The sequence below is a fragment of the Methylobacterium sp. Leaf89 genome (assembly GCF_001422215.1).
Classification (GTDB): Bacteria; Pseudomonadota; Alphaproteobacteria; order Rhizobiales; family Beijerinckiaceae; genus Methylobacterium.
The window spans coordinates 814,808-835,761 of record NZ_LMML01000028.1; the positions used below are offsets into that span (position 1 = coordinate 814,808).

22 protein-coding genes are annotated in these 20,954 nt (G+C 71.5%); 8 read left to right on the forward strand and 14 right to left on the reverse strand.

The window, feature by feature from the left end; genetic code table 11:
* Entirely contained in the window at positions 1-915 is a 915-nt protein-coding gene (locus tag ASF18_RS14990; protein WP_056352627.1) for a Brp/Blh family beta-carotene 15,15'-dioxygenase, read from the forward strand.
* Here the strand turns inward: ASF18_RS14990 and queC are convergent.
* From queC to queE, 3 genes are read right to left on the reverse strand one after another with little or no spacing between them, the layout of a single operon-like run.
* Positions 882-1,589: a 7-cyano-7-deazaguanine synthase QueC gene (gene queC, locus ASF18_RS14995; RefSeq protein WP_056352629.1), complete on the reverse strand. Its 708-nt coding sequence runs from the start codon at positions 1,587-1,589 to the stop codon at positions 882-884. The genes ASF18_RS14990 and queC overlap by 34 nt on opposite strands.
* Complete coding sequence (gene queD / locus ASF18_RS15000) at positions 1,586-1,951, reverse strand: 6-carboxytetrahydropterin synthase QueD (RefSeq protein WP_056215059.1); 366 nt, start codon at positions 1,949-1,951, stop codon at positions 1,586-1,588. The genes queC and queD overlap by 4 nt, the downstream gene beginning before the upstream one ends.
* A gap of 44 nt (positions 1,952-1,995) precedes the next feature.
* Positions 1,996-2,628 (reverse strand): 7-carboxy-7-deazaguanine synthase, encoded by a 633-nt coding sequence (gene queE, locus ASF18_RS15005; RefSeq protein WP_056352631.1) that lies wholly within the window; start codon positions 2,626-2,628, stop codon positions 1,996-1,998.
* Positions 2,629-2,997: 369 nt separating this feature from the next.
* Between queE and ASF18_RS15010 the strand changes: the two genes are divergently transcribed.
* The 3 genes from ASF18_RS15010 (at position 2,998) to ASF18_RS15020 (ending at position 7,089) form a co-directional block, all read left to right on the forward strand.
* The gene (locus ASF18_RS15010; RefSeq protein ID WP_056352633.1) at positions 2,998-4,518 is read left to right on the forward strand and encodes a D-alanyl-D-alanine carboxypeptidase family protein; all 1,521 of its coding nucleotides are present in this window, start codon (positions 2,998-3,000) and stop codon (positions 4,516-4,518) included.
* A gap of 313 nt (positions 4,519-4,831) precedes the next feature.
* Positions 4,832-5,959, forward strand: coding sequence for a GTP-binding protein (locus ASF18_RS15015; protein ID WP_056275534.1), 1,128 nt, complete (start codon positions 4,832-4,834; stop codon positions 5,957-5,959).
* 215 nt (positions 5,960-6,174) lie between these two features.
* Positions 6,175-7,089, forward strand: a complete 915-nt coding sequence (locus tag ASF18_RS15020) for a hypothetical protein (RefSeq protein WP_056352634.1) — start codon at positions 6,175-6,177, stop codon at positions 7,087-7,089.
* Positions 7,090-7,113: 24 nt separating this feature from the next.
* Here ASF18_RS15020 and ASF18_RS15025 read toward each other — a convergent pair whose 3' ends face one another.
* The 5 genes from ASF18_RS15025 to ASF18_RS15045 all read right to left on the reverse strand — a co-directional run bounded on the left by ASF18_RS15025 (position 7,114) and on the right by ASF18_RS15045 (position 11,153).
* On the reverse strand, positions 7,114-7,437 hold the full coding sequence (locus ASF18_RS15025) for an HPr family phosphocarrier protein (protein ID WP_056352636.1): 324 nt from the start codon (positions 7,435-7,437) through the stop codon (positions 7,114-7,116).
* A gap of 117 nt (positions 7,438-7,554) precedes the next feature.
* Complete coding sequence (locus tag ASF18_RS15030) at positions 7,555-7,956, reverse strand: PTS sugar transporter subunit IIA (RefSeq protein WP_055947765.1); 402 nt, start codon at positions 7,954-7,956, stop codon at positions 7,555-7,557.
* Between the two features lie 125 nt (positions 7,957-8,081).
* Positions 8,082-8,603, reverse strand: coding sequence for an HPr kinase/phosphatase C-terminal domain-containing protein (locus ASF18_RS15035; RefSeq protein WP_056352638.1), 522 nt, complete (start codon positions 8,601-8,603; stop codon positions 8,082-8,084).
* A 20-nt stretch (positions 8,604-8,623) separates the two neighbouring features.
* Positions 8,624-10,345 carry a sensor histidine kinase gene (locus tag ASF18_RS15040; RefSeq protein WP_082487557.1) on the reverse strand — a complete coding sequence of 574 codons (1,722 nt, stop codon included), beginning with the start codon at positions 10,343-10,345 and terminating at the stop codon, positions 8,624-8,626.
* A gap of 97 nt (positions 10,346-10,442) precedes the next feature.
* Complete coding sequence (locus ASF18_RS15045; RefSeq protein WP_055947774.1) at positions 10,443-11,153, reverse strand: response regulator transcription factor; 711 nt, start codon at positions 11,151-11,153, stop codon at positions 10,443-10,445.
* Positions 11,154-11,495: 342 nt separating this feature from the next.
* Here ASF18_RS15045 and ASF18_RS15050 point away from each other — a divergent pair, with 342 nt between their 5' ends.
* On the forward strand, positions 11,496-12,311 hold the full coding sequence (locus ASF18_RS15050; RefSeq protein ID WP_200917608.1) for a DUF2470 domain-containing protein: 816 nt from the start codon (positions 11,496-11,498) through the stop codon (positions 12,309-12,311).
* 86 nt (positions 12,312-12,397) lie between these two features.
* Here ASF18_RS15050 and ASF18_RS15055 read toward each other — a convergent pair whose 3' ends face one another.
* From ASF18_RS15055 to ASF18_RS15065, 3 genes are all read right to left on the reverse strand, one after another.
* Positions 12,398-12,658 (reverse strand): hypothetical protein, encoded by a 261-nt coding sequence (locus tag ASF18_RS15055; protein ID WP_056275544.1) that lies wholly within the window; start codon positions 12,656-12,658, stop codon positions 12,398-12,400.
* 137 nt (positions 12,659-12,795) lie between these two features.
* On the reverse strand, positions 12,796-14,133 hold the full coding sequence (locus ASF18_RS15060) for an ATP-binding protein (RefSeq protein WP_056352643.1): 1,338 nt from the start codon (positions 14,131-14,133) through the stop codon (positions 12,796-12,798).
* On the reverse strand, positions 14,130-14,870 hold the full coding sequence (locus ASF18_RS15065; RefSeq protein WP_056352644.1) for a response regulator transcription factor: 741 nt from the start codon (positions 14,868-14,870) through the stop codon (positions 14,130-14,132). The genes ASF18_RS15060 and ASF18_RS15065 overlap by 4 nt, the downstream gene beginning before the upstream one ends.
* Before the next feature lie 262 nt (positions 14,871-15,132).
* Here ASF18_RS15065 and lepA point away from each other — a divergent pair, with 262 nt between their 5' ends.
* The 3 genes from lepA (at position 15,133) to ASF18_RS15080 (ending at position 18,683) form a co-directional block, all read left to right on the forward strand.
* Complete coding sequence (gene lepA, locus ASF18_RS15070; protein ID WP_056215406.1) at positions 15,133-16,938, forward strand: translation elongation factor 4; 1,806 nt, start codon at positions 15,133-15,135, stop codon at positions 16,936-16,938.
* 16 nt (positions 16,939-16,954) lie between these two features.
* On the forward strand, positions 16,955-17,800 hold the full coding sequence (locus ASF18_RS15075; protein ID WP_082487559.1) for a glycosyltransferase family 2 protein: 846 nt from the start codon (positions 16,955-16,957) through the stop codon (positions 17,798-17,800).
* Between the two features lie 190 nt (positions 17,801-17,990).
* Complete coding sequence (locus ASF18_RS15080) at positions 17,991-18,683, forward strand: L,D-transpeptidase (protein WP_056352646.1); 693 nt, start codon at positions 17,991-17,993, stop codon at positions 18,681-18,683.
* Positions 18,684-18,697: 14 nt separating this feature from the next.
* Here ASF18_RS15080 and ASF18_RS15085 read toward each other — a convergent pair whose 3' ends face one another.
* The 3 genes from ASF18_RS15085 to ASF18_RS15095 form a co-directional block, all read right to left on the reverse strand.
* Complete coding sequence (locus ASF18_RS15085) at positions 18,698-19,753, reverse strand: sensor domain-containing diguanylate cyclase (RefSeq protein WP_244472714.1); 1,056 nt, start codon at positions 19,751-19,753, stop codon at positions 18,698-18,700.
* 154 nt (positions 19,754-19,907) lie between these two features.
* Positions 19,908-20,339 carry a hypothetical protein gene (locus tag ASF18_RS15090; protein WP_056352648.1) on the reverse strand — a complete coding sequence of 144 codons (432 nt, stop codon included), beginning with the start codon at positions 20,337-20,339 and terminating at the stop codon, positions 19,908-19,910.
* A 173-nt stretch (positions 20,340-20,512) separates the two neighbouring features.
* Positions 20,513-20,899 carry a hypothetical protein gene (locus ASF18_RS15095; RefSeq protein ID WP_056215104.1) on the reverse strand — a complete coding sequence of 129 codons (387 nt, stop codon included), beginning with the start codon at positions 20,897-20,899 and terminating at the stop codon, positions 20,513-20,515.
* Between the last annotated feature and the right edge of the window lie 55 nt (positions 20,900-20,954).

Here is a 20,954-nt window from a genome sequence, read left to right on the forward strand (position 1 = left end):
ATGGCGGCGCGCGCCTCCCTCGCGGGGCTCCTGCCCCTGGCGGGGGCCGGCGCGGCGCTCGCCCTCGTCGCCTCCGCGGCCCTGCCGCGCGAGGCGTCCTGGCTCGCGGCCCTCCTCGTGGTGATCGGGCTCGGCGTGCCGCACGGCGCCCTGGACGGGGCCGTGGCGGCGCCCCTGCTGCGCCCCCGCTTCGGATGGGCCTGGTTCGGGATCTTCGCGGTTCCGTATCTGGGCCTCGCGGGCCTGGTCCTGCTCGCCTGGCAGGTCGCCCCGCTGGCGACCCTGGCGGGCTTCCTCGCCCTGTCGGTCCTGCATTTCGGCGAGGAGGATGCCGGCCCGGACCGGCCCCTCGAGGTCCTGGTGCGCGGGGGGCTGCCGGTCGCGCTGCCGGCGCTGCTGCGGCTCGAGGAGACCGCCGGGCTGTTCGCGGCCGTCACGCGGGTGCCGATGCCGGAGCTTCCCGGCTGGTGGGTGGCGGCGTCCTGGGTCTGGCTCGCCCTCACGGCCTCCTGGGTGTTCGCGGGGCGGCGACCCTGGTCCGTGCGCGGCGAGATGGCCGCCCTGGCGGCCGCCTTCTGGCTGCTGCCGCCGCTCACCGCCTTCACCCTGTACTTCGTCGGACTCCACGGTCCCCGGCACATGCGGGCGCTTGTGCGCGATCCGACCCGGGCGCCGGGCATCGACACGATGGGCAAGGCCGTCCGCGCGTCGCTGCCGGTGTTCGGCCTGACCCTCCTGCTCGGCGCAGCCCTGTGGCCGCTCTACGCCGCCGGCACGGACGACCCCGCCGCCACCCTGCTGTGCCTCACCCTGCGGATGCTGTCGGCCCTGACGGTGCCGCACGTCCTCCTCGACCGGATCGCGGCCCGGGCGCCGGCGGTTCAGGCGACCGGTTCGGCGACGAACTTGGCATAGCCCCGGGCCCGCAGATCACAGGCCGGGCACTGGCCGCAGCCGTGTCCCCAGGGATGGCGGTCCCCGCGGGTGCCGAGGTAGCAGGTGTGGCTGTCTTCGACGACGAGATCGACCAGCGGCTGTCCGCCGAGGTCCCGGGCCAGGGCCCAGGTCTCGGCCTTGTCGATCCACATCAAGGGTGTGTGCAGGACGAAGCGCCGGTCCATGCCGAGGTTCAGCGCCACCTGCAGCGCCTTGATGGTGTCGTCCCGGCAATCCGGGTAGCCCGAATAGTCGGTCTCGCACATGCCGCCGACGAGGTGCGTCAGCGCGCGGCGATAGGCCAGCGCCGCCGCGAAGGTGAGGAACAGGAGGTTGCGGCCCGGCACGAAGGTGTTGGGCAATCCGTCCGCCTCGAACGCGATGGCGGTGTCCCGGGTGAGGGCCGTCTCGGAGACCTGGCCCAGGGCGTCGAGGGCGAGCGTATGGTCGTCGCCGAGGCGCGCGGCCCATTCGGGTTTCAGGGCCGCGATCCCCGTCCGCAGGGCGTCCCGGCAGTCGAGTTCGATCCGGTGGCGCTGGCCGTAATCGAAGCCGAGGGTCTCGACATGCGCGAAGCGCTCCAGGGCCCAGGCGAGGCAGGTGGTGGAATCCTGGCCCCCCGAGAACAGGACCAGGGCGCGTCCCGCGCTCATCGCTGGCTCTCGCCCTCGTACTCGGCCCAGGACATCGGCGTCTCGTAGACCTTCACGGAGGAGAGGGCCGGCAGCGCCGCCTTGGTGCGGTCCCAGATCCAGGCCGCGATGTGCTCGGCGGTGGGGTTCTCCAGCCCCTCGATCTCGTTGAGGCAGTAATGGTCGAGGCGCGCCAGCACCGGCGCGAAGGCGTGCTCGACGTCGAAGAAATCCACCACCCAGCCGCTGGCCGGATCGACGGCCCCCGAGAGGGTGAGCTCGACCCGGTAGGAATGCCCGTGCATGCGGTGGCAGCGATGGGTCTCGGGCACGTTCGGCAGGCGGTGGGCCGCCTCGAAGGTGAAGGCTTGGGTGATCTTCATCGAGCAATCTTCATGGTGCGAGCGGGCGGGATCCTCCGGGATCCTCAAGGAATCCCGATGATCTTGTGCGTCTGGAGCGAGAGGCGCCAGCGCGCGTCGCGCCGGCAATAGGCGACCGCCTCGGCGGTGTGGGCGAGCCGGTCCGGCCCGTCCATGGGCTGGAGCCAGTGGTGGCGGAAGTCGAGATCCGCGAAGGCCTCCGGTCCCGCCTCCGCCTGCGGGAAGACGAGCTTGAGCTCGTGCCCGCTGCGCTGGACGATCGGGTTGCCGGCCTTGGGGCTGACGCAGATCCAGTCGATCCCGGCCGGGGCCGCCAGGGTGCCGTTGGTCTCCACCGCGATCTCGAAGCCGGCTGCGTGGACGGCCGCGATCAGGGCGTCGTCGAGCTGGAGCAGCGGCTCGCCGCCGGTGAACACGACGTAGCGGTGACGCGGCCCGCCGGCCCAGGTCTTCGCGATGGCGTCGGCCAGGTCCGGCGCCGTGGAAAAGCGCCCGCCGCCCTCGCCATCCATCCCGACGAAGTCGGTGTCGCAGAACCGGCAGGCCGCTGTGGCGCGGTCCTCCTCGCGGCCCGACCAGAGATTGCAGCCGGCAAAGCGGCAGAACACCGCCGCGCGGCCGGCCTGCGCGCCCTCGCCCTGCAGGGTGTGGAACAGTTCCTTGACTGCGTACGCCATCACGTCCTCGGCACCCGCCCCGGCGAACCGTCCGGGCCAAGCGCACCCCATCCTCTGAAACATCCGTCGGCCGCGATAAGCGCCTTACGCGCACATAAGCGGTCCCCGGCGCGGGCACCACGGGGCCCGGCGGCCCCCACCCATGCGGAGGGTGGCGGTATACCATGATTCCGCCGGCCTCTCGCGTCTGCGAGAGGCTCTGCCATGCTCCTGCCACGGAACGCGGCTTTGTGGAGACCGTGTCACGATCCGGCGAGGCGCGCTTGCCGCCGCTCCCGGAGGGGTGGCATGCCAGCTTGGCCGTTGACCGGCTTCCCGCCAGGGCCGATCATCGATCGGGCCGGGGCGTTCCTTCTTGAGACAGGCCTGATGTCGAACGGATTGTTGAGGCGCCTCGTCGTCGGTCTCGCGGTGGCGGCGGGCCTGCTGGGTGCGGGTTCCGCGAGCGCCACCACCGCACCGATCCTCGTGGTCGATGTCGATTCCGGCAAGGTGATCTACGGGCAGGCGGCCACGGACCCGTGGTTCCCGGCCTCCATCACCAAGCTGATGACGACCTACGTCGCCCTGGACCTCGTCCGGCAGGGCAAGCTCTCCCTCGACACGCTCCTGACCATCTCGCCGGCGGCCGCCGCCGAGCCGCCCTCGAAGATGGGGTTCCGCCCGGGCACCAAGCTCACCCTCGACAACGCCCTGAAGATCATCATGGTCAAGTCGGCCAACGACGTGGCCTGGGCGATCGGCGAGAATCTCGGAGGCTCCGTCGAGGGCTTCGCCCAGATGATGAACGAGACCGCCCAGCGCATCGGCATGCGCGAGAGCCGCTGGACCAACCCCAACGGCCTGCCCGATGCCCGGCAATGGACCTCGGCGCGCGACATGGCGGTCCTCGGGCGCGCCCTGATCCGCGACTTCCCCGAGAGCCGCGCGCTGTTCTCGATCAGCGCGATCCAGTTCGGCCGCTCGGTGATGGCCAACCACAACGGTCTCCTGGGCCGCTATGCCGGCGCCGACGGCATGAAGACCGGCTTCATCTGCTCGGGCGGCTTCAACGTGGTGGCGACCGCGACCCGCAACGGACGCCGCATCCTCACCGTGGTGATGGGCCAGCCCAGCGCCCGCGAGCGCGACCTGAAGGCGGCCGACCTGTTCGATTACGGCTTCAGCCAGTCCCCCGGCTGGGGCGCCCAGACCCTCGACGCCCTGCCGTCCTCCGGCCTCTCGGAGCCGCCGGACATGCGGCCCTACATCTGCGACCGCAAGAAGCCGATGCCGGTGGACGAGGGCCAGGGCGCCATCACGGCCAGCGCGAGCGCCGCGGGCGCCAGCGCCGACAACGCCAACGCGCAGCTGATGGCCGCCGCCGCCCCGCCCTCCGCGGCGCTGGCCTTCGCCACCATGAACAGCGCCGCCCTGCGCAACCGCGCCCTGCCGCCCCGCGCCCCGCTGCAGCCGATCCTGGTCTGGATCGGCCGCGACCCGGCCGAGGGCGCCATCGCGCTGAACGAGCAGGAAGAGGCCGAGAAGGCCGAGAAGGCCGCCAAGCTCGCGGAGGCTCGCAAGGCCAAGCTCGAGGCGGTCGCGGCCAAGCGCGAGGCCGCCCACCAGGCCAAGGCGGCCGCCCCCGCCCCGAAGGCCGCCGCCAGGCCCGAGCCGAAGAAGGCCCTCGCCCGCGGCAAGGCCGGCGTCCCGGCCACGGCCAGCGCCTACGCCCCCGCCGAGTCGACGCCCGTGATGGAGGGCGCGCCGAAGCTGAAGGTCGGCGCGGTCAAGAAGCCGGCGGCGAAGGCGGCCCCCAAGGCGGGTGCCAAGGCCGAGAACAAGCCGGCCGGTGCCGCCGCCAAGGCGAAGGCGACCAAGGCGGCCAGCAAGGCCCAGGCGGACGAGTAGGACGGTTTCGGGGGGCGGTTCGCGCAGTGCGGCCGGCCTCGCCCACGGGCCCGTTTCAGCCCCACGTCATTCCGGGGCCGCGGAGCGGAGCCCGGAATCCAGACACGCCGAGGGTGCAGGACTGTCCACAGTCAGCGGTTCTGGATTCCGGGCTCGCCTTCGGCGCCCCGGAATGACGGTATGCGTTACATCATGCGTTCCGGGACGACGGCCCTGCTTCAGCCCCATGCGCCAACCCCACACGTGTGTGTTCTGTAACATTATAACACCCACGAGGATTGAGCGCCGCCGCCCGGAGGGCTAGGTCAGGGGGATGACCGACCTGTCCAAGCCCGATCCCCGCGCGCCCGAGCCGATCCCGCTCACCGTCCTCACCGGCTTCCTCGGAGCCGGCAAGACGACGCTGCTGAACCGGATGCTGCGCGATCCGGCGCTGGCCGACACCGTGGTCATCGTCAACGAGTTCGGCGAGATCGGCCTCGACCATCTGCTGATCGAGCGGATCGACGAGGACATGGTCCTGCTGGGGGCGGGCTGCCTGTGCTGCACGGTGCGGGGCGATCTCATCGCGACGCTGGAAGACCTGCTGCGCAAGCGCGACAACGGCCGCATCCAGCCCTTCCGCCGGGTGGTGATCGAGACGACGGGCCTCGCCGACCCCGCCCCGATCCTGCACGCGCTGATCTACCACCCCTATCTCGTCATCCGGTACCGCCTGCAGGGCGTCGTCACCGTGGTCGACGCGGTCAACGGCGCCGCGACCCTCGACGCCCATGCCGAAGCCGTGCGGCAGGTGGCGGTGGCCGACCAGATCGTGGTGACGAAACGGGATCTGGCGGAGGATGACGGCCGCGCCCTGGAGGCGCGCCTGCGGGCCCTGAACCCGACGGCGCCCCTGCACGCGGCCGCGGTGGCGCCCGCCGAGCTCCTCGGCGGCCTGTTCGGCCTCGACGGCAAGAGCGATGACGTGCGCGCCTGGCTCGGCGAAGAGGCCGCGCGCGAGGCCCATCACGGGCACGACCACGCGGGGCACCACCACCACGGCCACCACCGGCACGACGTGAACCGGCACGATGCCGCGATCCGGGCCTTCAGCCTGACCAGCGACGTGCCCGTGCCCCGGGCCGCCTTCGAGATGTTCCTCGATCTCCTGCGCTCGGCCCACGGTCCGAACCTGCTGCGCCTGAAGGGGCTCGTGGCCCTGGCCGATGCCCCCGACCGGCCGCTGGTGGTGCACGGGGTGCAGCACGTGATCCACGCCCCGGTCCATCTCGAGGCCTGGCCCGATGCCGACCATCGCTCGCGCCTCGTCCTGATCCTGCGCGACCTCGACCCGGCCTTCGTCACCCGCCTGTGGGACGCCTTCCTCGGACGGCCGCGCATCGATGCGCCCGACGCGGCGGCGCTGACCCACAATCCCCTGGCGATTCCGGGCGGCTAGGGCAATTTCGGTGATCTCTGGATTGCCGAAATTGCCCTGATCTATTGTGTGGTCGCATTTTCTTCACGCGAGCCGGAATCCACCTCGTTTGAAAATGCTCTAGGAGGCACCCCGTCCGGAAACGGGCGGCACCGATCTTGAAATCTTAATGCCGACTGGCGCCTCGGGGCGCCCCAGTGTCCCGGAATGGGACGTCGGCGGGATCGGATCGGGACATGAGACAGCGCTTCACGGTGATCGAGGGCGGCGCAGCGGCCGAAGGTTCGGTGGTCGCGGGTTCGGTGGCCGGCACTTCTCTGGCCGATGCCACCGAGCGCGCGCCCGCTTCGCCGATCGGGGCATCCGTGTCCTGGCGCGTCGACCTGCGCCGGGCGGCGGCGGTGAGTGAGGCGGAGATCGCGGCGTGGCGTGCGCTGCTGGTGCGCGCCCGGGTCGCCGATCCGGTCCTGTCCGATCCCGACCACCTGCTGTCGGTGGCCCAGCATCAGGCGGGAGGGCGCGACCTCGTCTTCGCCCTCGCCTGGGCGACCGGGCAGGGGCCCGACCAGCTCGCCGCCGTGCTGCCGCTGGCGATGCCGCACACCCTCTGGGGCCAGGAGCGGATCGGCCTCTGGCAGCCCCATGGCACGACGCTCACCCCGGCCATCGCCCCGGCCTGCTTCGAGCCCGTGCGCGCGGCCGTGGCCGATTGCCTGCGCCGTTTGCGTCCCCGCGCCGTCCTGGCGCTCGAGCCCGTGGCCGCGCCTAGGCCGGAGACCGCCATCGCCCCACTCCGGGCCGTCCCGCGCCGCGCCGGGATCCCGGCCCACAGCCTCGTCGGCGTGCGGGCGAACCCGGCGCAGGTCGAGCGGGTCAGCGAGCCGGGCCTCGTCCGTGATGCGGTGGAGGAGTTCCTGCTCCTCGATGCCGAGGTCTCGTCCGCCCCGATCATCGGCGATCCGTCGGAGGCGGCCCTGGTGCGGGTGGTGACGCGGCTGTTCGCGCAGCGTCGGCAGGCCACGGTCGCCCTGACCCGGCGGGACGATGCCATCGTCGCGGCCACGATCACGCTCGGCCACGGCGCGCAGGCCGTTCTCTGGCGACAGGTCGCGGGCGAGGGGGTGCCGGAGCGGTTCGGCCGCCGCGCCTGAGGGGAGCGCGCCGCGCCCCTCCGCCTACTCGTCCTCGCCGAACCTGTTGGCGAGGAGGTCGCTGATCGCCGTCATGCAGGCCTCCGCGTCGCCGCCCGAGGTCACCACCGCGATCGAGGTCCCCTGCGCGGCGCCGAGGGTGAGGAGGCCCATGATCGAGCGGCCCCCCACCGTCTCGCCCGAACGGGTCACCGTGACGGCGGCATCGAAGCGCTCGACGGTCTGGACGAACTTGGCCGAGGCCCGGGCATGCAGGCCGCGCCGGTTGATGATCGGAAGGACCTGGATCAGCCCGCCCTCGGGCACCGGCGGCAGGCTGTCCTCGGCGTCGTCGTCGTCGTAGCTCATGGGCGTCGGCCGTCCCCTCGCTGGCGCGCCGCGCCGCATCCTGCGGCCTCGGCCGGCCCACCGCTCATGCCAGGGGCCCGAGACTGCCTGTAAGCCGTGGCGGCAAGGGAAGAAAGCCTATTTGCCGGCCAACACGCGCGACGCGACGTTGATGTACTTGCGGCCGGCCTCCTGGGCGTGGAGGACGGCGTCGCCGAGGGGCTCGGCATCGCGCACGCTGGCGAGCTTGATGAGCATGGGCAGGTTGATGCCCGCCACCACCTCGACCTGGCCGCCGTTCATGCACGAGAGGGCGAGGTTCGAGGGCGTGCCGCCGAACATGTCCGTGAGCACAACGACGCCCTTGCCGGTATTCACGCGGCTGACCGCATTCATGATGTCGAGCCGGCGCAGCTCCATATCGTCCTCGGGACCGATGGTGATGGTCTCGATCTGTTTCTGCGGCCCGACGACATGCTCAAGGGCAGCCTTGAACTCGGTCGCCAATAGCCCGTGGGTGACGAGCACCATTCCAATCATCGACGCGGGTTCCAACGCCTTGTGAGCGGAGCCGCCATTTTGTGCAGCGCAAGGTCGAGCGCAAGGTGAATGCGGCATTTTGTGTGCTCGAACGTCATCATCATGCCACGCTGGTGGCACGGGCGCTACGGTCTCGGGAGCGGCGGCAGACGCAAGACCGGACGGTGCGTCTCGCTTGCCACGCCGGAGCACGCGGCCAGGGCATCGAGCACGAGGCGCGGCGCGAGGCCAGAGCGCAGCAGGGCCGCGTCGAGGCGCAGGGCCGGCAGGTCGAGGCCGAGGAGCGGCGTGCGGCTCAAGGGGCTCTCGGGCAGGCGCGGGGCGTCGGCGACACAGTCGACCACCAGGCGAACCGGAACGCGGGGCAGGACCTCGACGACCCGGAGCAGGCCGAGGCCCCGCACCTCGATCCGGTCGCCGAGGGCGGGGTCGGCATGGGCCACCACGGTTTCGCCCGCGCGGGTGAGCCGGACCCGATCGTCGGCCACGAGGTGCGCCGACCCCTGCATTAGCTCCGCCCGGTCGAGGAGGAGGAGCGCGAGGGTCGACTTGCCGGCGCCCGACGCTCCCCGGATGAGCACGCCCGCGTCGCCCAGCGCGATGCAGGTGGCATGCACCGAGTCGGTGCGGCTCGACGGATCGCCCATGGCGCGGCCGGCCTCCCCGCTCAGCGGGTCACGGCCGGCAGGCGGACGATGAAGCGGGCGCCGCGCACCGTCGGCTCGCCGTCCTCGTCGGCCGGGCCGGGCCGGTTCTCGGCCCGGATCGTGCCGCGATGAGCCTGGACGATCTGGCGCGAGATCGAGAGGCCGAGGCCCGAATTCTGGCCGAAGCCCTGCTCCGGGCGGTCGGTGTAGAAGCGCTCGAAGATCCGCTCCAGGGCGTGCTCGGGGATGCCGGGGCCCTCGTCCTCGACGATGAGCTCGACGTCGCTGCGCACCCGCCGCAGGGCCACCCGCACCTTGGCATCGGGGGGCGAGAACGAGCGGGCGTTGTCGAGGAGGTTGTTCACCACCTGGCCGAGGCGGCTGTCGTGGCCGAAGATCGTGAAGGGCGCGTCCATCTCGCCCGCGGGCGTGTCCACGTCGAACTGGATCGCCGCGTCCTTCGGGCGCCGGCGCTCGTTGGCCACCGAGACCACGGTGGTCATCAGCTTGCGCATGTCGACCCGGCGGGCCTCGGCGCGGGCGAGCTCGGCATCGAGGCGCGAGGCATCGGAGATGTCGGAGATCAGGCGGTCGAGGCGCTTCACGTCGTGCTGGATGATGGCGAGCAGGCGCCCGCGCGAATCATCGGATTTGGCCAGCGGCAGGGTCTCGACGGCGCTGCGGAGCGAGGTGAGGGGGTTCTTCAGCTCGTGGCTCACGTCGGCCGCGAAGCTCTCGATGGCGTCGATCCGGCGGTAGAGCGCCTGGGTCATGTCGCGCAGGGCCCCCGACAGGTGGCCGATCTCGTCGGTGCGCCCGGTGAAGTCGGGGATCTCCTCGCGGGACTTGATGCCCAGCCGCACCTTCTCGGCCGCATCCGCGAGGCGCCGCACCGGCCCCGCGATGGCGCCCGCGAGCAGGATCGAGAGGACGAGCATCACCGCCGCGGCGATCAGGAAGACCTGCAGCAGGCCGAAGCGCTCCGAGGCGATGACGCGGTCGATGTCGCCCCCTTGCGTCGACAGCAGCAGGGCGCCGCGCACGGAGTTGGCCCGCTGGATCGGCACCGCCACGGAGACGATGGTCTCGCCCGCCGGGTTGCGGCGGACGATGGTGCCGCGGGCCCCCGTGAGCGCCACCTGGACCTCCTTCAGGCCGTGGCCGCTGGCCGGGCCGACATCCTCGACGCCGGGGGCCGCGCCGTCGCCGCCGAGCTTCGTCCCGAGCTTCGCCTGCACGCCCTCCCAGGCCTTCTCCAGCCAGGTGCGCTTGCGTGGCCGGACATCCGGGTCGCTGCGATTCATCTCGCCCCGCGCCGAGAGGGTGCGGGTGTCGAACAGGAGGCCGCCCTCCTGGTCGTAGACCCGGGCGCGGTTGCCGGTGGGCGTGATCAGCCGCCGCAGCAGCGGGGCCACCCGCTCCGGGTTCAGCGAGAAGGTGAGGGGGGAGGAAGGCTCTTCGGCCTCGCCGGCCTGGAGCTGGAGCAGCTTGTCGGGGTCGATCCGGATCGTGTCGGTCTCGACCGAGGCCGAGGAGGCGATGGCGCCGGCGATGATTTCGCCCTGGATCAGGAGGCTCTGCACCCGCGCCTGGATCAGCCCCTGGCGGAACTGGTTCAGGTAGAGGAAGCCGAACAGGAGCGCGATCAGCCCGACGAGGTTGAGCACGACGATGCGTCGCGTCAGGCTCGACGAGGCCCGTTGGCCGATCCCGTTCCAGATCTGGCGCGGCCAGCCCAGCATGCCGCGCGACGGGATTTCGCCTTGATCTGTGGTGGCCACGAGCGTCCGGTGGTGAGGGAACAGCGTTGCGGGAGGGAATGGAGGCCCGGGCCGGGCCTCAGCTCTCCTTGAAGCGGTAGCCGACGCCGTAGAGCGTCTCGATCATGTCGAAGCTCGTGTCGGTGACCTTGAACTTCTTGCGCAGGCGCTTGATGTGGCTGTCGATGGTGCGGTCGTCGACGTAGACCTGGTCGTCGTAGGCCGCATCCATCAGGGCGTTGCGGCTCTTCACGACGCCGGGGCGATGGGCCAGGGCCTGCAGGATCAGGAACTCCGTCACCGTCAGGGTGACGGGCTCGCCCTTCCAGGTGCAGGTGTGGCGCTCGGGGTCCATCATCAGGAGGCCGCGCTCCAGGGAGCGGGCGGCGGCATCGGCCTCGCGGGCGGCGGCGCCCGGGCCGTCCTTCGGAGCGAAGCGCCGGAGCACGGCCTTCACGCGCTCCACGAGGAGGCGCTGCGAGAACGGCTTATGGATGAAGTCGTCGGCGCCCATCTTCAGGCCGAACAGTTCGTCGATCTCCTCGTCCTTCGAGGTCAGGAAGATCACCGGAAGGTCGGATTTCTGCCGCAGACGCCTGAGAAGCTCCATCCCGTCCATGCGCGGCATCTTGATGTCGAAGATCGCGAGATCGGGCGGGGAATGCTTCAGGCCGTCCAGCGCCGAGGCGCCGTCGGTGTAGGTCTGGATGCGGTATCCCTCGGTCTCGAGCGCGATCGAGACGGAGGTGAGGATGTTTCGGTCGTCGTCCACGAGGGCGATGGTCGGCATGCGCGTGTCCTGTTGCTCGGATGCGGCTCGGCGGACGTCTGATGGCGCCAGCCCCTCCGCATCCCACCCCATCCTCCGTCGCGGACAGAGGGCAGAGATCGGCAAAAACGCGGTGGCGACCGTGCCGGGGAGGCGGGCCGCGTTCGCGCGGAGAGTCAGGCTGTGTAATGGCAATATGCTGAAAAAGCGAGCGACCTCGGTCGTTTGTTCGTTTGGCGCTTGACTGATGCCAACGGGCCGCAGTCCGGTGCCCTCGTGCGGAGCCCCGAACCCTGGCTATGATCCGGCGGCTGAACGCGGCCTGAGCGCCGGTCCGCGGGCACCGAATCGAGGGGGATCTTCATGGCCGAGGGCGAGACCAAGATGGCCGAAGGCGAGACCAGGACCGGGGGGGAGCGGCGCGGGCCGGCGGTGCCGCTGCCGGCCTCCGAGGCGCCGTTCGATGCGATCGGCCTCGCCCGCCATCTCCTGCGCAGCATCCGCTCCGGGGCGCTCGCCACCCTCGACCCGGAGGACGGCACGCCCTTCGCCTCCCTGGTGACCATCGCCACGGATGTCGACGGCACGCCCCTGATGTTGCTCTCGCGGCTCTCGGCCCATACCCGCAACCTGCTGAAGGACCCGCGCGCCTCGCTGCTGTTCAGCGCCGGCGGCAAGGGCGACCCGCTCGCCCATCCGCGCCTCACCGTCACGGGACGGGTGACCCAGACCCTGGAGCCGCGGGCCCGCGCCCGCTTCGTGGCCCGGCATCCGAAGTCGAAGCTCTACGCCGACTTCCCCGATTTCGGCTTCTTCGCCCTCGCGCCCACGGCCGGGCACCTCAACGGCGGGTTCGCCAAGGCCGCCGTGCTGACGGCCGACGAGCTGCGCCTCGACCTCACCGGCGCGGAAGGGCTGGTGGCGGGGGAGGAAGGGGCCGTCGCGCACATGAACGCCGACCACGCCGACGCCCTCGCCCTCTATGCCCAGGCCGCCGGAGCCGAGCCCGGCCCGTGGCGGCTCACCGGCCTCGACCCGGAGGGGATGGATCTCCTCACCGGCGACCGGACCGCGCGGGTGCTCTACCCGGAGCCGGTCCGCGAGATGGGCGCCCTGCGCAAGGCCCTGGTGGCGATGGCGGCCCAGGTCCGGGCCGGGGACGGCGCGCCGGCGGATTAGGCGCGGGCCCGGACCCCTGCGCGGGACCGGGGGCGCCGGGCCGAACGCTCGGATCGGCGTTCGGCCCTGCAGGCTCCGTCGCGCCCTCACTTCTTGTCGTGCGTGTGCGTTTTGGCGTGGGTGTGGGTGTGGCCGTCCTTGGCCGCCTGCACGGGCTTGCCGCTCTCGGGCGCCGTGGCGGACGCGCCGCGCTCGGTGTGGTGGTTCGGGCCGCCCGAGACGCCGCCGGTATTCGGGACGGCCTGCGACGGGTTCTCGGAGTTTCCGTTGCCCTCCGTGGCGGAGGCCTGTCCCGCCAGGGCGGTCATCAGGGCCAGGGAGAGAAGGGTGATGCTGATGCGCGACATGGTCTCGTCCTCGTGTCCCGCAGCCCCGTCGGCTGCGTCGAGACCTGATGTAGCCGAGGCGTTTGGCTGCCCGATGCCGGGTCCGTGACGAAGTGTGGCACGCGGCGGCGCGCCCGCGTCGCCGATCCGATCCCGCCTCAGCCCACCGGGCGCGGCAGGGTGATCCGCACCCGCAGGCCGCCGCCGGACCGGGTCTCCAGGCCGATGCGGCCGCCTTCGGCCTCGATCACCCGGCGGGCGATGGTCAGGCCGAGGCCGGTCCCGCCGGTGTTGCGGTTGCGGGAGGTTTCCAGGCGGGTGAACGGCGCGAAGGCCCGGTCGACCGCGTCGGCCGGCAGGCCGGGGCCGTCGTCGTCGATCCAGAGCTCCAGGCTCGCGTCCGCGAGCGCCAGGCCGATCCGGGCGCGGTCCCCGTAGCGGACGGCGTTGTCGACCACGTTGTCCAGGGCGCGCCGGAGCGCCACCGGCCGGATGGCGGCGAGTGCCCGGCCGGGCCCCTCGTACACCACCGCGTGTCCGGCATCCTGCCCGGCATCGGCGATGCTCATCAGCAGGCTGGCGACGTTGGTTACCCGCCGGACCTCCGGATCGGCATCGCCGCGCAGGTAGGCCAGGGTCGAGTCGATCATCGCCTGCATGTCGTCGAGGTCGGACGCCATCGCGTGCCGCTGCCCGTCGTCGGCGACGCCGTCGAGGCGCAGGCGCAGGCGCGCGATCGGCGTGCGCAGGTCGTGGGACACGGCGGCGAGGGCCTGGGTCCGCTCGGTGACGAGGTCGCGGATGCGCATCTGCATGCCGTTCAGGGCGCGGGCGATCGCGCGGGTCTCGTCGGGGCCGACCTCGGGCACCGGGACCACCCGGCCCTGGCCGACGGCGTGGCCGATCAGCCCGGTGAGATGGCCGAGCGCCCGCAGGGGCCGGGCGATCCGGTGGGTCAGCAGCACGGCGGCGAGGCCGACCAGGATCGCCATCGCGGTGGCCAGCATGGCCCAGGGATTGCTCAGCGCCATGCCCGAGGCGTGGGCGGAGTGGAAGGTCAGCTGGCTGCCGTCCGGGAGCGCCAGCGTGCCGCCGAGATCGAGCCGGTGGAGCGGGTCCGCGTCGCCCTCCATCACCAGGGAGAGGTTGGGGCCGAGGCTGGGGTCGAGGGCGGTCAGGCGCTGGTGCAGGGGCTCCAGGGCCGGGTCGCTCCGTCGCCCGGCCGGGGCGGGGGCGTCCGTCCAGGCGACCTCGAAATGGGGGTTGGACAGGGCCTGGGCCTCGGCGTTGCGCGCCGCCGGCGGGCGCCGCATCACCGCCTCGCGGGCCAGGGCGAGCTGTGTCGCCACCTGGGCGGCGAACGCCTCGGCGGAGGCGGCGGCCGCCGATCGGCGATAGAGCAGCAGGGCCCCGCCATGCACCGCCAGGATGGCCACGAGGAGGACGACGAGGGTCCGGGCCTCCAGGCTGCGCGACAGGGCGAACAGGCGCCTCACCGGCGCTCGACCTTCGCGGCCAGCATGTAGCCCGACCCCCGCACCGTCTTGATCACCGGCGGTTCGCCCTCGGGCGGGTCGAGCTTGCGTCGCAGGCGGCTGACGAGGGTGTCGACGCTGCGGTCGGAGGGCGAGCCGAGGCGGGCCCGGGACAGTTCGAGGATCTGCTCGCGGCCGAGGACCCGCCCGGGATGGTCGAGGAACACCAGCAGGAGGTCGTATTCCGCGCCCGAGAGGTCGACGCCGGCGCCGTCCGGATCGACCAGGGCCCGGCTGCGCAGGTCGAGGCGCCAACCCGCGAAGACGAGGGTCTCGCCGCCCAGGGAGGCCGCCGGCGCCAGGACGGAGCGGCGCAGGACCGCCCGGATGCGCGCGAGCAGCTCCGGGCGCCCGAACGGCTTGGCGATGTAGTCGTCGGCCCCGAGTTCCAGGCCCAGCACCCGGTCCGCCTCCTCGCCGCGCGCGCTGACGACGATGACCGGCACGGTGGAGCGGGCCCGCAGGGCGCGCAGCAGGTCGAGGCCCGATGCACCGGGCAGCATGACGTCGAGGAGGATCAGGTCGATCCCGCCCTCCGGCAGGAGCCGCCACATCTCGGCGCCGCTCCGGCATCCGGTGACCCGGTAGCCGCTGTCGCGCAGGGCCCGGCTCACCAGGATGCGCAGGCCGTCGTCGTCTTCCACCAGGAGGACGTGGCCCAGCTCCGGCATCGGCCCGGCGCCCTCCAACGGGTTCATGGTTCTGGCTCGGCTCCGAGGATGCGGCCACCGTCGCGAATCGGCGGGCGCGGGGAATCAGCCGGAAATCGCGGGCCGCCGCAAGCCCGGGGCCGGGCTCGGCCCCCGGCCGGGTCCGGCGCGCGCTTGGCGCACCGGGCCTGCGCTTGGCGCACGGAGCCGGCACTGCTATCTGCGGGCGACCTGTTTCCCATTCCAAGAAACCGTGCGCCGGGTCCGTCCCTTGGACGGCGGGCCGCGCGCGCCGGAGATCGCATCCTCGATGACAACGACCCCCATCGACAACATCCGCAACTTCTCCATCGTCGCCCATATCGACCACGGCAAGTCGACCCTCGCGGATCGCCTGATCCAGACCACCGGCACCGTGGCCTTGCGCGATATGAGCGAGCAGATGCTCGACTCGATGGATATCGAGAAGGAGCGCGGCATCACCATCAAGGCGCAGACCGTGCGGCTCGAATACAGGGCCGAGGACGGCAAGGACTACGTCCTCAACCTGATGGACACCCCCGGCCACGTCGACTTCGCCTACGAGGTGTCCCGGAGCCTCGCCGCCTGCGAGGGCTCGCTGCTGGTGGTGGACGCCTCGCAGGGCGTCGAGGCGCAGACGCTGGCCAACGTCTACCAGGCGCTGGACGCCAACCACGAGATCGTGCCCGTCCTCAACAAGATCGACCTGCCGGCGGCCGAGCCCGAGCGCATCCGCGCCCAGATCGAGGAGGTGATCGGCATCGACGCCTCCGAGGCCGTGGCGATCTCGGCCAAGAGCGGCCTCAACATCGAGGCGGTGCTGGAAGCGATCGTGACGCGCCTGCCGCCGCCCAAGGGCGACCGCGACGCGCCCTTGAAGGCGCTCCTCGTCGACAGCTGGTACGACGTCTATCTCGGCGTCGTCGTGCTGGTGCGCATCGTCGACGGCGTGCTCAAGAAGGGCATGAACATCCGCATGATGCGGGCCGATGCCGTCCACGGCGTCGACAAGATCGGCGTGTTCCGGCCGAAGATGGCCGATATCGGCGAGCTCGGTCCCGGCGAGGTCGGTTTCTTCACCGGCTCGATCAAGGAGGTGGCCGACACCCGCGTGGGCGACACGCTCACCGAGGACAAGCGCCCCTGCAAGGAGATGCTGCCGGGCTTCAAGGACGTGCAGTCGGTGGTGTTCTGCGGGCTCTTCCCGGTGGACGCGGCCGAGTTCGAGACCCTGCGCAGCGCCATGAGCAAGCTCCGGCTCAACGACGCGTCGTTCTCCTACGAGATGGAGACGAGCGCCGCGCTGGGCTTCGGCTTCCGCTGCGGCTTCCTCGGGCTGCTCCACCTCGAGATCATCCAGGAGCGCCTGGAGCGCGAGTTCAACCTCGACCTGATCTCCACGGCGCCCTCCGTGGTCTACCGCCTGCAGATGACGGACGGCACGATCAAGGAGCTGCACAACCCAGCCGACATGCCGGACGTGATGAAGATCACCGCCATCGAGGAGCCGTGGATCCGCGCCACCATCCTCACCCCCGACGAGTATCTCGGCGGCGTCCTGAAGCTCTGCCAGGACCGGCGTGGGACCCAGGTCGATCTGAACTACGTCGGCAAGCGCGCCATGGTGGTCTACGACCTGCCGCTCAACGAAGTGGTGTTCGATTTCTACGATCGCTTGAAGTCGATCTCCAAGGGCTACGCCTCGTTCGACTACCACATCTCGGATTACCGCGAGGGCGACCTCGTCAAGATGTCGATTCTCGTCAATGCCGAGCCGGTGGACGCCCTCTCGATGCTGGTCCACCGCACCCGCGCCGAGCATCGCGGCCGCGCCATGTGCGAGAAGCTGAAGGACCTGATCCCCCGCCACCTGTTCCAGATCCCGGTCCAGGCGGCGCTGGGCGGCAAGATCATCGCCCGCGAGACCATCAAGGCCCTGTCCAAGGACGTGACCGCCAAGTGTTACGGCGGCGACATCTCGCGCAAGCGCAAGCTCCTCGACAAGCAGAAGGAGGGCAAGAAGAAGATGCGCCAGTTCGGCAAGGTCGAGATCCCGCAGGAGGCCTTCATCGCCGCCCTGAAGATGGACGATTGAGCCGGGCCGCCCGACCGTGGATCCGCACCGGGACCCGAACGCCCCCATCCCGCTCACCGTCCTGATCCGGACGCTGAACGAGGCCGACCGCATCGCGGCCTGCCTCCGCTCGGTGCTGCCGCTCCGGTGCGAGATCCTCGTCATCGACGCGGGTTCGACGGACGCCACCGTGTCCATCGCCGAGGCCCTCGGGGCGCGGGTGGTGGTGAACCCCTGGAAGGGGTTCGGGCCGCAGCGGCGCTTCGGCGAGGACCTCTGCCGGCACGACCACGTCTTCAGCGTCGATGCCGACGAGATCCTGACGCCGGAGATCGTGCGGGAGATCCGGGGGATCTTCCAGGGGGGCGACATTCCGTCCCTGATGATCGTCCGCAAGGCGATGGTGCTGCCGCACCACGCGCGCCCTTCGCCCTGGGCCTTCTGCACCGAGAACATCTACCTGTACGACCGTCGGGTGGCCCGCACCACCGACAACCCGAACTGGGACAAGCTCGCGATCACCACGGACGCGAAGCCGGTGACGATCCGGTCCGTGGTCTGGCACCACACCTTTCGCGACTGGAACCACGCCATCGCCAAGTCGAACTATGTCGGGCAGCTCGCCGCCGACACGCAGCCGATCGGCTCGCGCTTCGAGACCGGCCTGCGGCTGGTGTTCGAGTACCCCCTCAACTTCCTGAAGTTCTACATCCTGCGGCGCTTCTTCCTCGCCGGCCTCGACGGTTTCGTGATGGCCAGCGTCCTCGCCTATGGCCGCTTCATCCGGATCGCGAAGATGCACGAGGCGACCCGCGGCCAGCCCTCCACGGGGCTGCCGTTCCTGCGCCGGGCCAAGCGCTCCGCCCCGGACGCCCCCGGCTGAGGCGCCGCCGGAGCCCGCCCGGCCACATCCGCGACGCAATCGGTCGGTTCCTGCTCGCGATTGACGTCCGCCCCCGGCGCCCGGCTTGCCAGCCGGACCGGGGACCGGCACTGTCAGCTTGGCCATAGGGGCCGCGCGGACCCGGGCGATCTGTCGGCCCGTCGCGCGACGGAAAGACGGGACGCCTGCGATGACGAGGGACACGAGGAACGTTGAGTCCGGCACGACGGACGGGCGAATGGGCTGCCTGAGCCGCCGGTCCTTCCTGGTCGGCACGGGAACCGGCCTCGGCGCCCTCGGGCTCGCCGGCTGCGTCTCTTCGGACGGCGTCCTGCGCGCCGAGGCGGCCAAGATCTACGGCCCGATGCCGGAGGAGAGGTTCCCCATCCCGGCCACCGACATCAGCAGGGTCGATCCGAAATACTTCCGCCGCACGGTCCCGTACCCGACCCAGGAGGCGGCCGGCACGATCATCGTCGATCCGGCCAACTACTACGTCTACCGCGTCGAGGGCGACGGGACCGCGACGCGCTACGGCGCCAATGTCGGTCGCGACGGGTTCCGCTGGAGCGGCGACGCCTATGTCGGGCGCAAGTCCGAATGGGCCACCTGGACCCCGCCCGCGGAGATGATCCGGCGCCAGCCCGAGGCGGCCAAGTACGCCCGCGGCATGCCGGGCGGTCTCGACAACCCCCTCGGCGCCCGCACCCTGCACCTCTACCAGAACGGTGCCTACACGCTCTACACGATCTACGCCTCGAGCGAGCCCGACACGATCGGCTCGGGCATCACCAGCGGCTGCGTCGGCTTGCTGAGCCAGGACATGATCCACCTCTACGCCCGCACGCCGGTGAAGACGAAGGTGGTCGTCCTGCCCGCCTGAGGGCGGACGCGTCCTCAGCGCGGCAGGGCCATGCGCAGGGTGCCGCGGCCGGCGGCCTTGGCCGCGTAGAGGGCCGCGTCCGCGCGGGTGAAGAGATCCGCCGGCGCCGAGGCGGCGACCCGGGCGATGCCCACGGAGGCGCCGAACCGCAGGCAGACGCCGCGATGGTGGTAGGGGTCGCGCATGGCCGCGACGATCCGCCGGCCGATCGCCTCGCAGAACGGCCCGTCGGCCTCCCGCTCCACGAGGACGGCGAACTCGTCGCCGCCGATGCGGGCGACGAGATCCGTTTCCTGGCAGGCCGCCCGCAGGCGCCGCGCGGCCTCCTGCAGGCAGACATCGCCCACGGCGTGCCCGTAGGTGTCGTTGATCGCCTTGAAGCCGTCGAGGTCGACCAGGAACAAGGCCCCACTCTCCGACAGCTGCGCCAGGCGCTCGTCGAAGACCGACCGGTTCGCCAGGCCCGTCATGCGGTCGAATTCCGCCCGGTAGCGCGTGCGGTCGGCGCTCAGCTTCTGCTCGGTGATGTCCTGCTTGAACCCGAACAGGCGCACGGGAACGCCCGCGCGGGTCTCCACCGACCCGGTGATGCGGATCCAGCGGCGGCTGCCGCGGCCGGCGACGATCTCGGCATCGAGGGTGAAGGGGGAGCGCCGGCCGATCGCCTCCGCTCGAACGGCCACGAGGTGGCGTCGCGCCTCCTCGGTGTAGCAGGCGAGGGTCTCCGGCCGGCTCACCGGGGATCCGTGCGGGAATTCGAAGAGGTCGTAGACCCCCTCGCTCCAGCGCAGGGACTCGTCCGGGAGGTCGCATTGCCAGAGGCCGATCCGCGCTTCGGCCGAGGCCGCCTCGAAGATGCGCGTCATGTCCGCGAGGGCGTCGGCCTGGCGCTGGATCAAGGCCGCCTGGGCGGCGAGTTCGCCCCGGAGGGTCAGGATCGTCGCGGTGTCCCGCCAGCGCTGGGCGGCAGCGGCGTCGACCGCCCGGGTGGCCAGCCGGAGGGCGGCGGACGCCAGGCGCGGGCGGTGCGGCGTCGGCAGAGGGTCGATGGGATCGTCGTCAGAACTCACGCGGCGTGCCCCGTTCGCGCCAAGGTGTTCAGCCCGGAGCAGGTACGGATCGTCAGCAATGCCGTCCCGGCTTCGAGATGTCCTCTCGTCATCACGCTAAGGGGAGGCCGGTTAACGGAGGCCATCGGCGGGAGAAGTTTCGGGCGGAGTCGACCTATTCGGCCGGCTTGTCCCCGTCCTGGGCCTCGACCTTGTCGACCGGCGGCTCGGCGCTCGCCATCGACTTGCGCTCCAGCATCGGCTGCAGGCGCTCGGCGAGCTGCTGGCCGAGATGGCGGGTGTAGGCGGTCTGGAAGTAGCGGGCGCCGGTGCCGCGGCCGTAGAGGCGATCATGCGCCTGGATCATCGCGTCGACCTCCGGGCGGCACAGGAAGCCGGTGACGCCGGCGGCCTCGTACCAGCGGCCCGCGCGGGCGTGTCGGGTCGCGGCGGGGTTGGACAGCACGGTCTCGGCGAAGCACTCCGTCGCCGCCCGCTCGAGGGGGGACATGACCCCGTGCGGTTGCGCCGGATTGCGCCCTGCCGCCTCCGCCGCGGTGCCCCATCCCAAGGTCGTCACCAAAGCGCCGAACAGCAAAGCCTTCATCGTCGGAAGCCCCGTGCGAAATCGATCTCGATCCGACGCGAGTATTCACCAGCGATTTGGTCCGGAGAAGGGCAGAAGTCCGGCACCGGGTGGTCCGACGACGATCGGCGCGCGGTTGTGGCGCGCCCATCACAGGGCCATCCTGGGCGCGGCTTCAGCCGCGACGCTCGGCCTCAGCCGCGACGCTCGGCGTTCCAGCGTCCGCTGCAGGCGATCAGCCCCGTGGTGTTCCAGGTGCCGTTGCCGGTGCCCGAGCGGCCCAGCCGGCCGACCACGTCGGCGGCGTCGCTGCCGCGGGAGATCACCGCCCGCACGGCGCCGGTCTGCGAGACGCGCCCGTTGATGTTGAACTCGCCGCCGGCATAGCTCGCCTCGCCGCGCCGGATCTGGACGCCGTAGCGGTAGGCCCGGTCGCAGGGACCGTCGAGGGTGACCACCTCGATGCTCCAGGTGCCGTCGTAGCGGTTGGGCACCTGGACCTTCTTCTTGGCGGCATCCGCGACCCCGGCGGAGGCGGTCAGGAGGGCAAGGGTGGTCACCGCGAGGGCTGCGCGTCGCATGGGAATCCGTTCGTGTTTCGACTCGACTGGGCCGAGAACGAGCGCGACCGCCTCA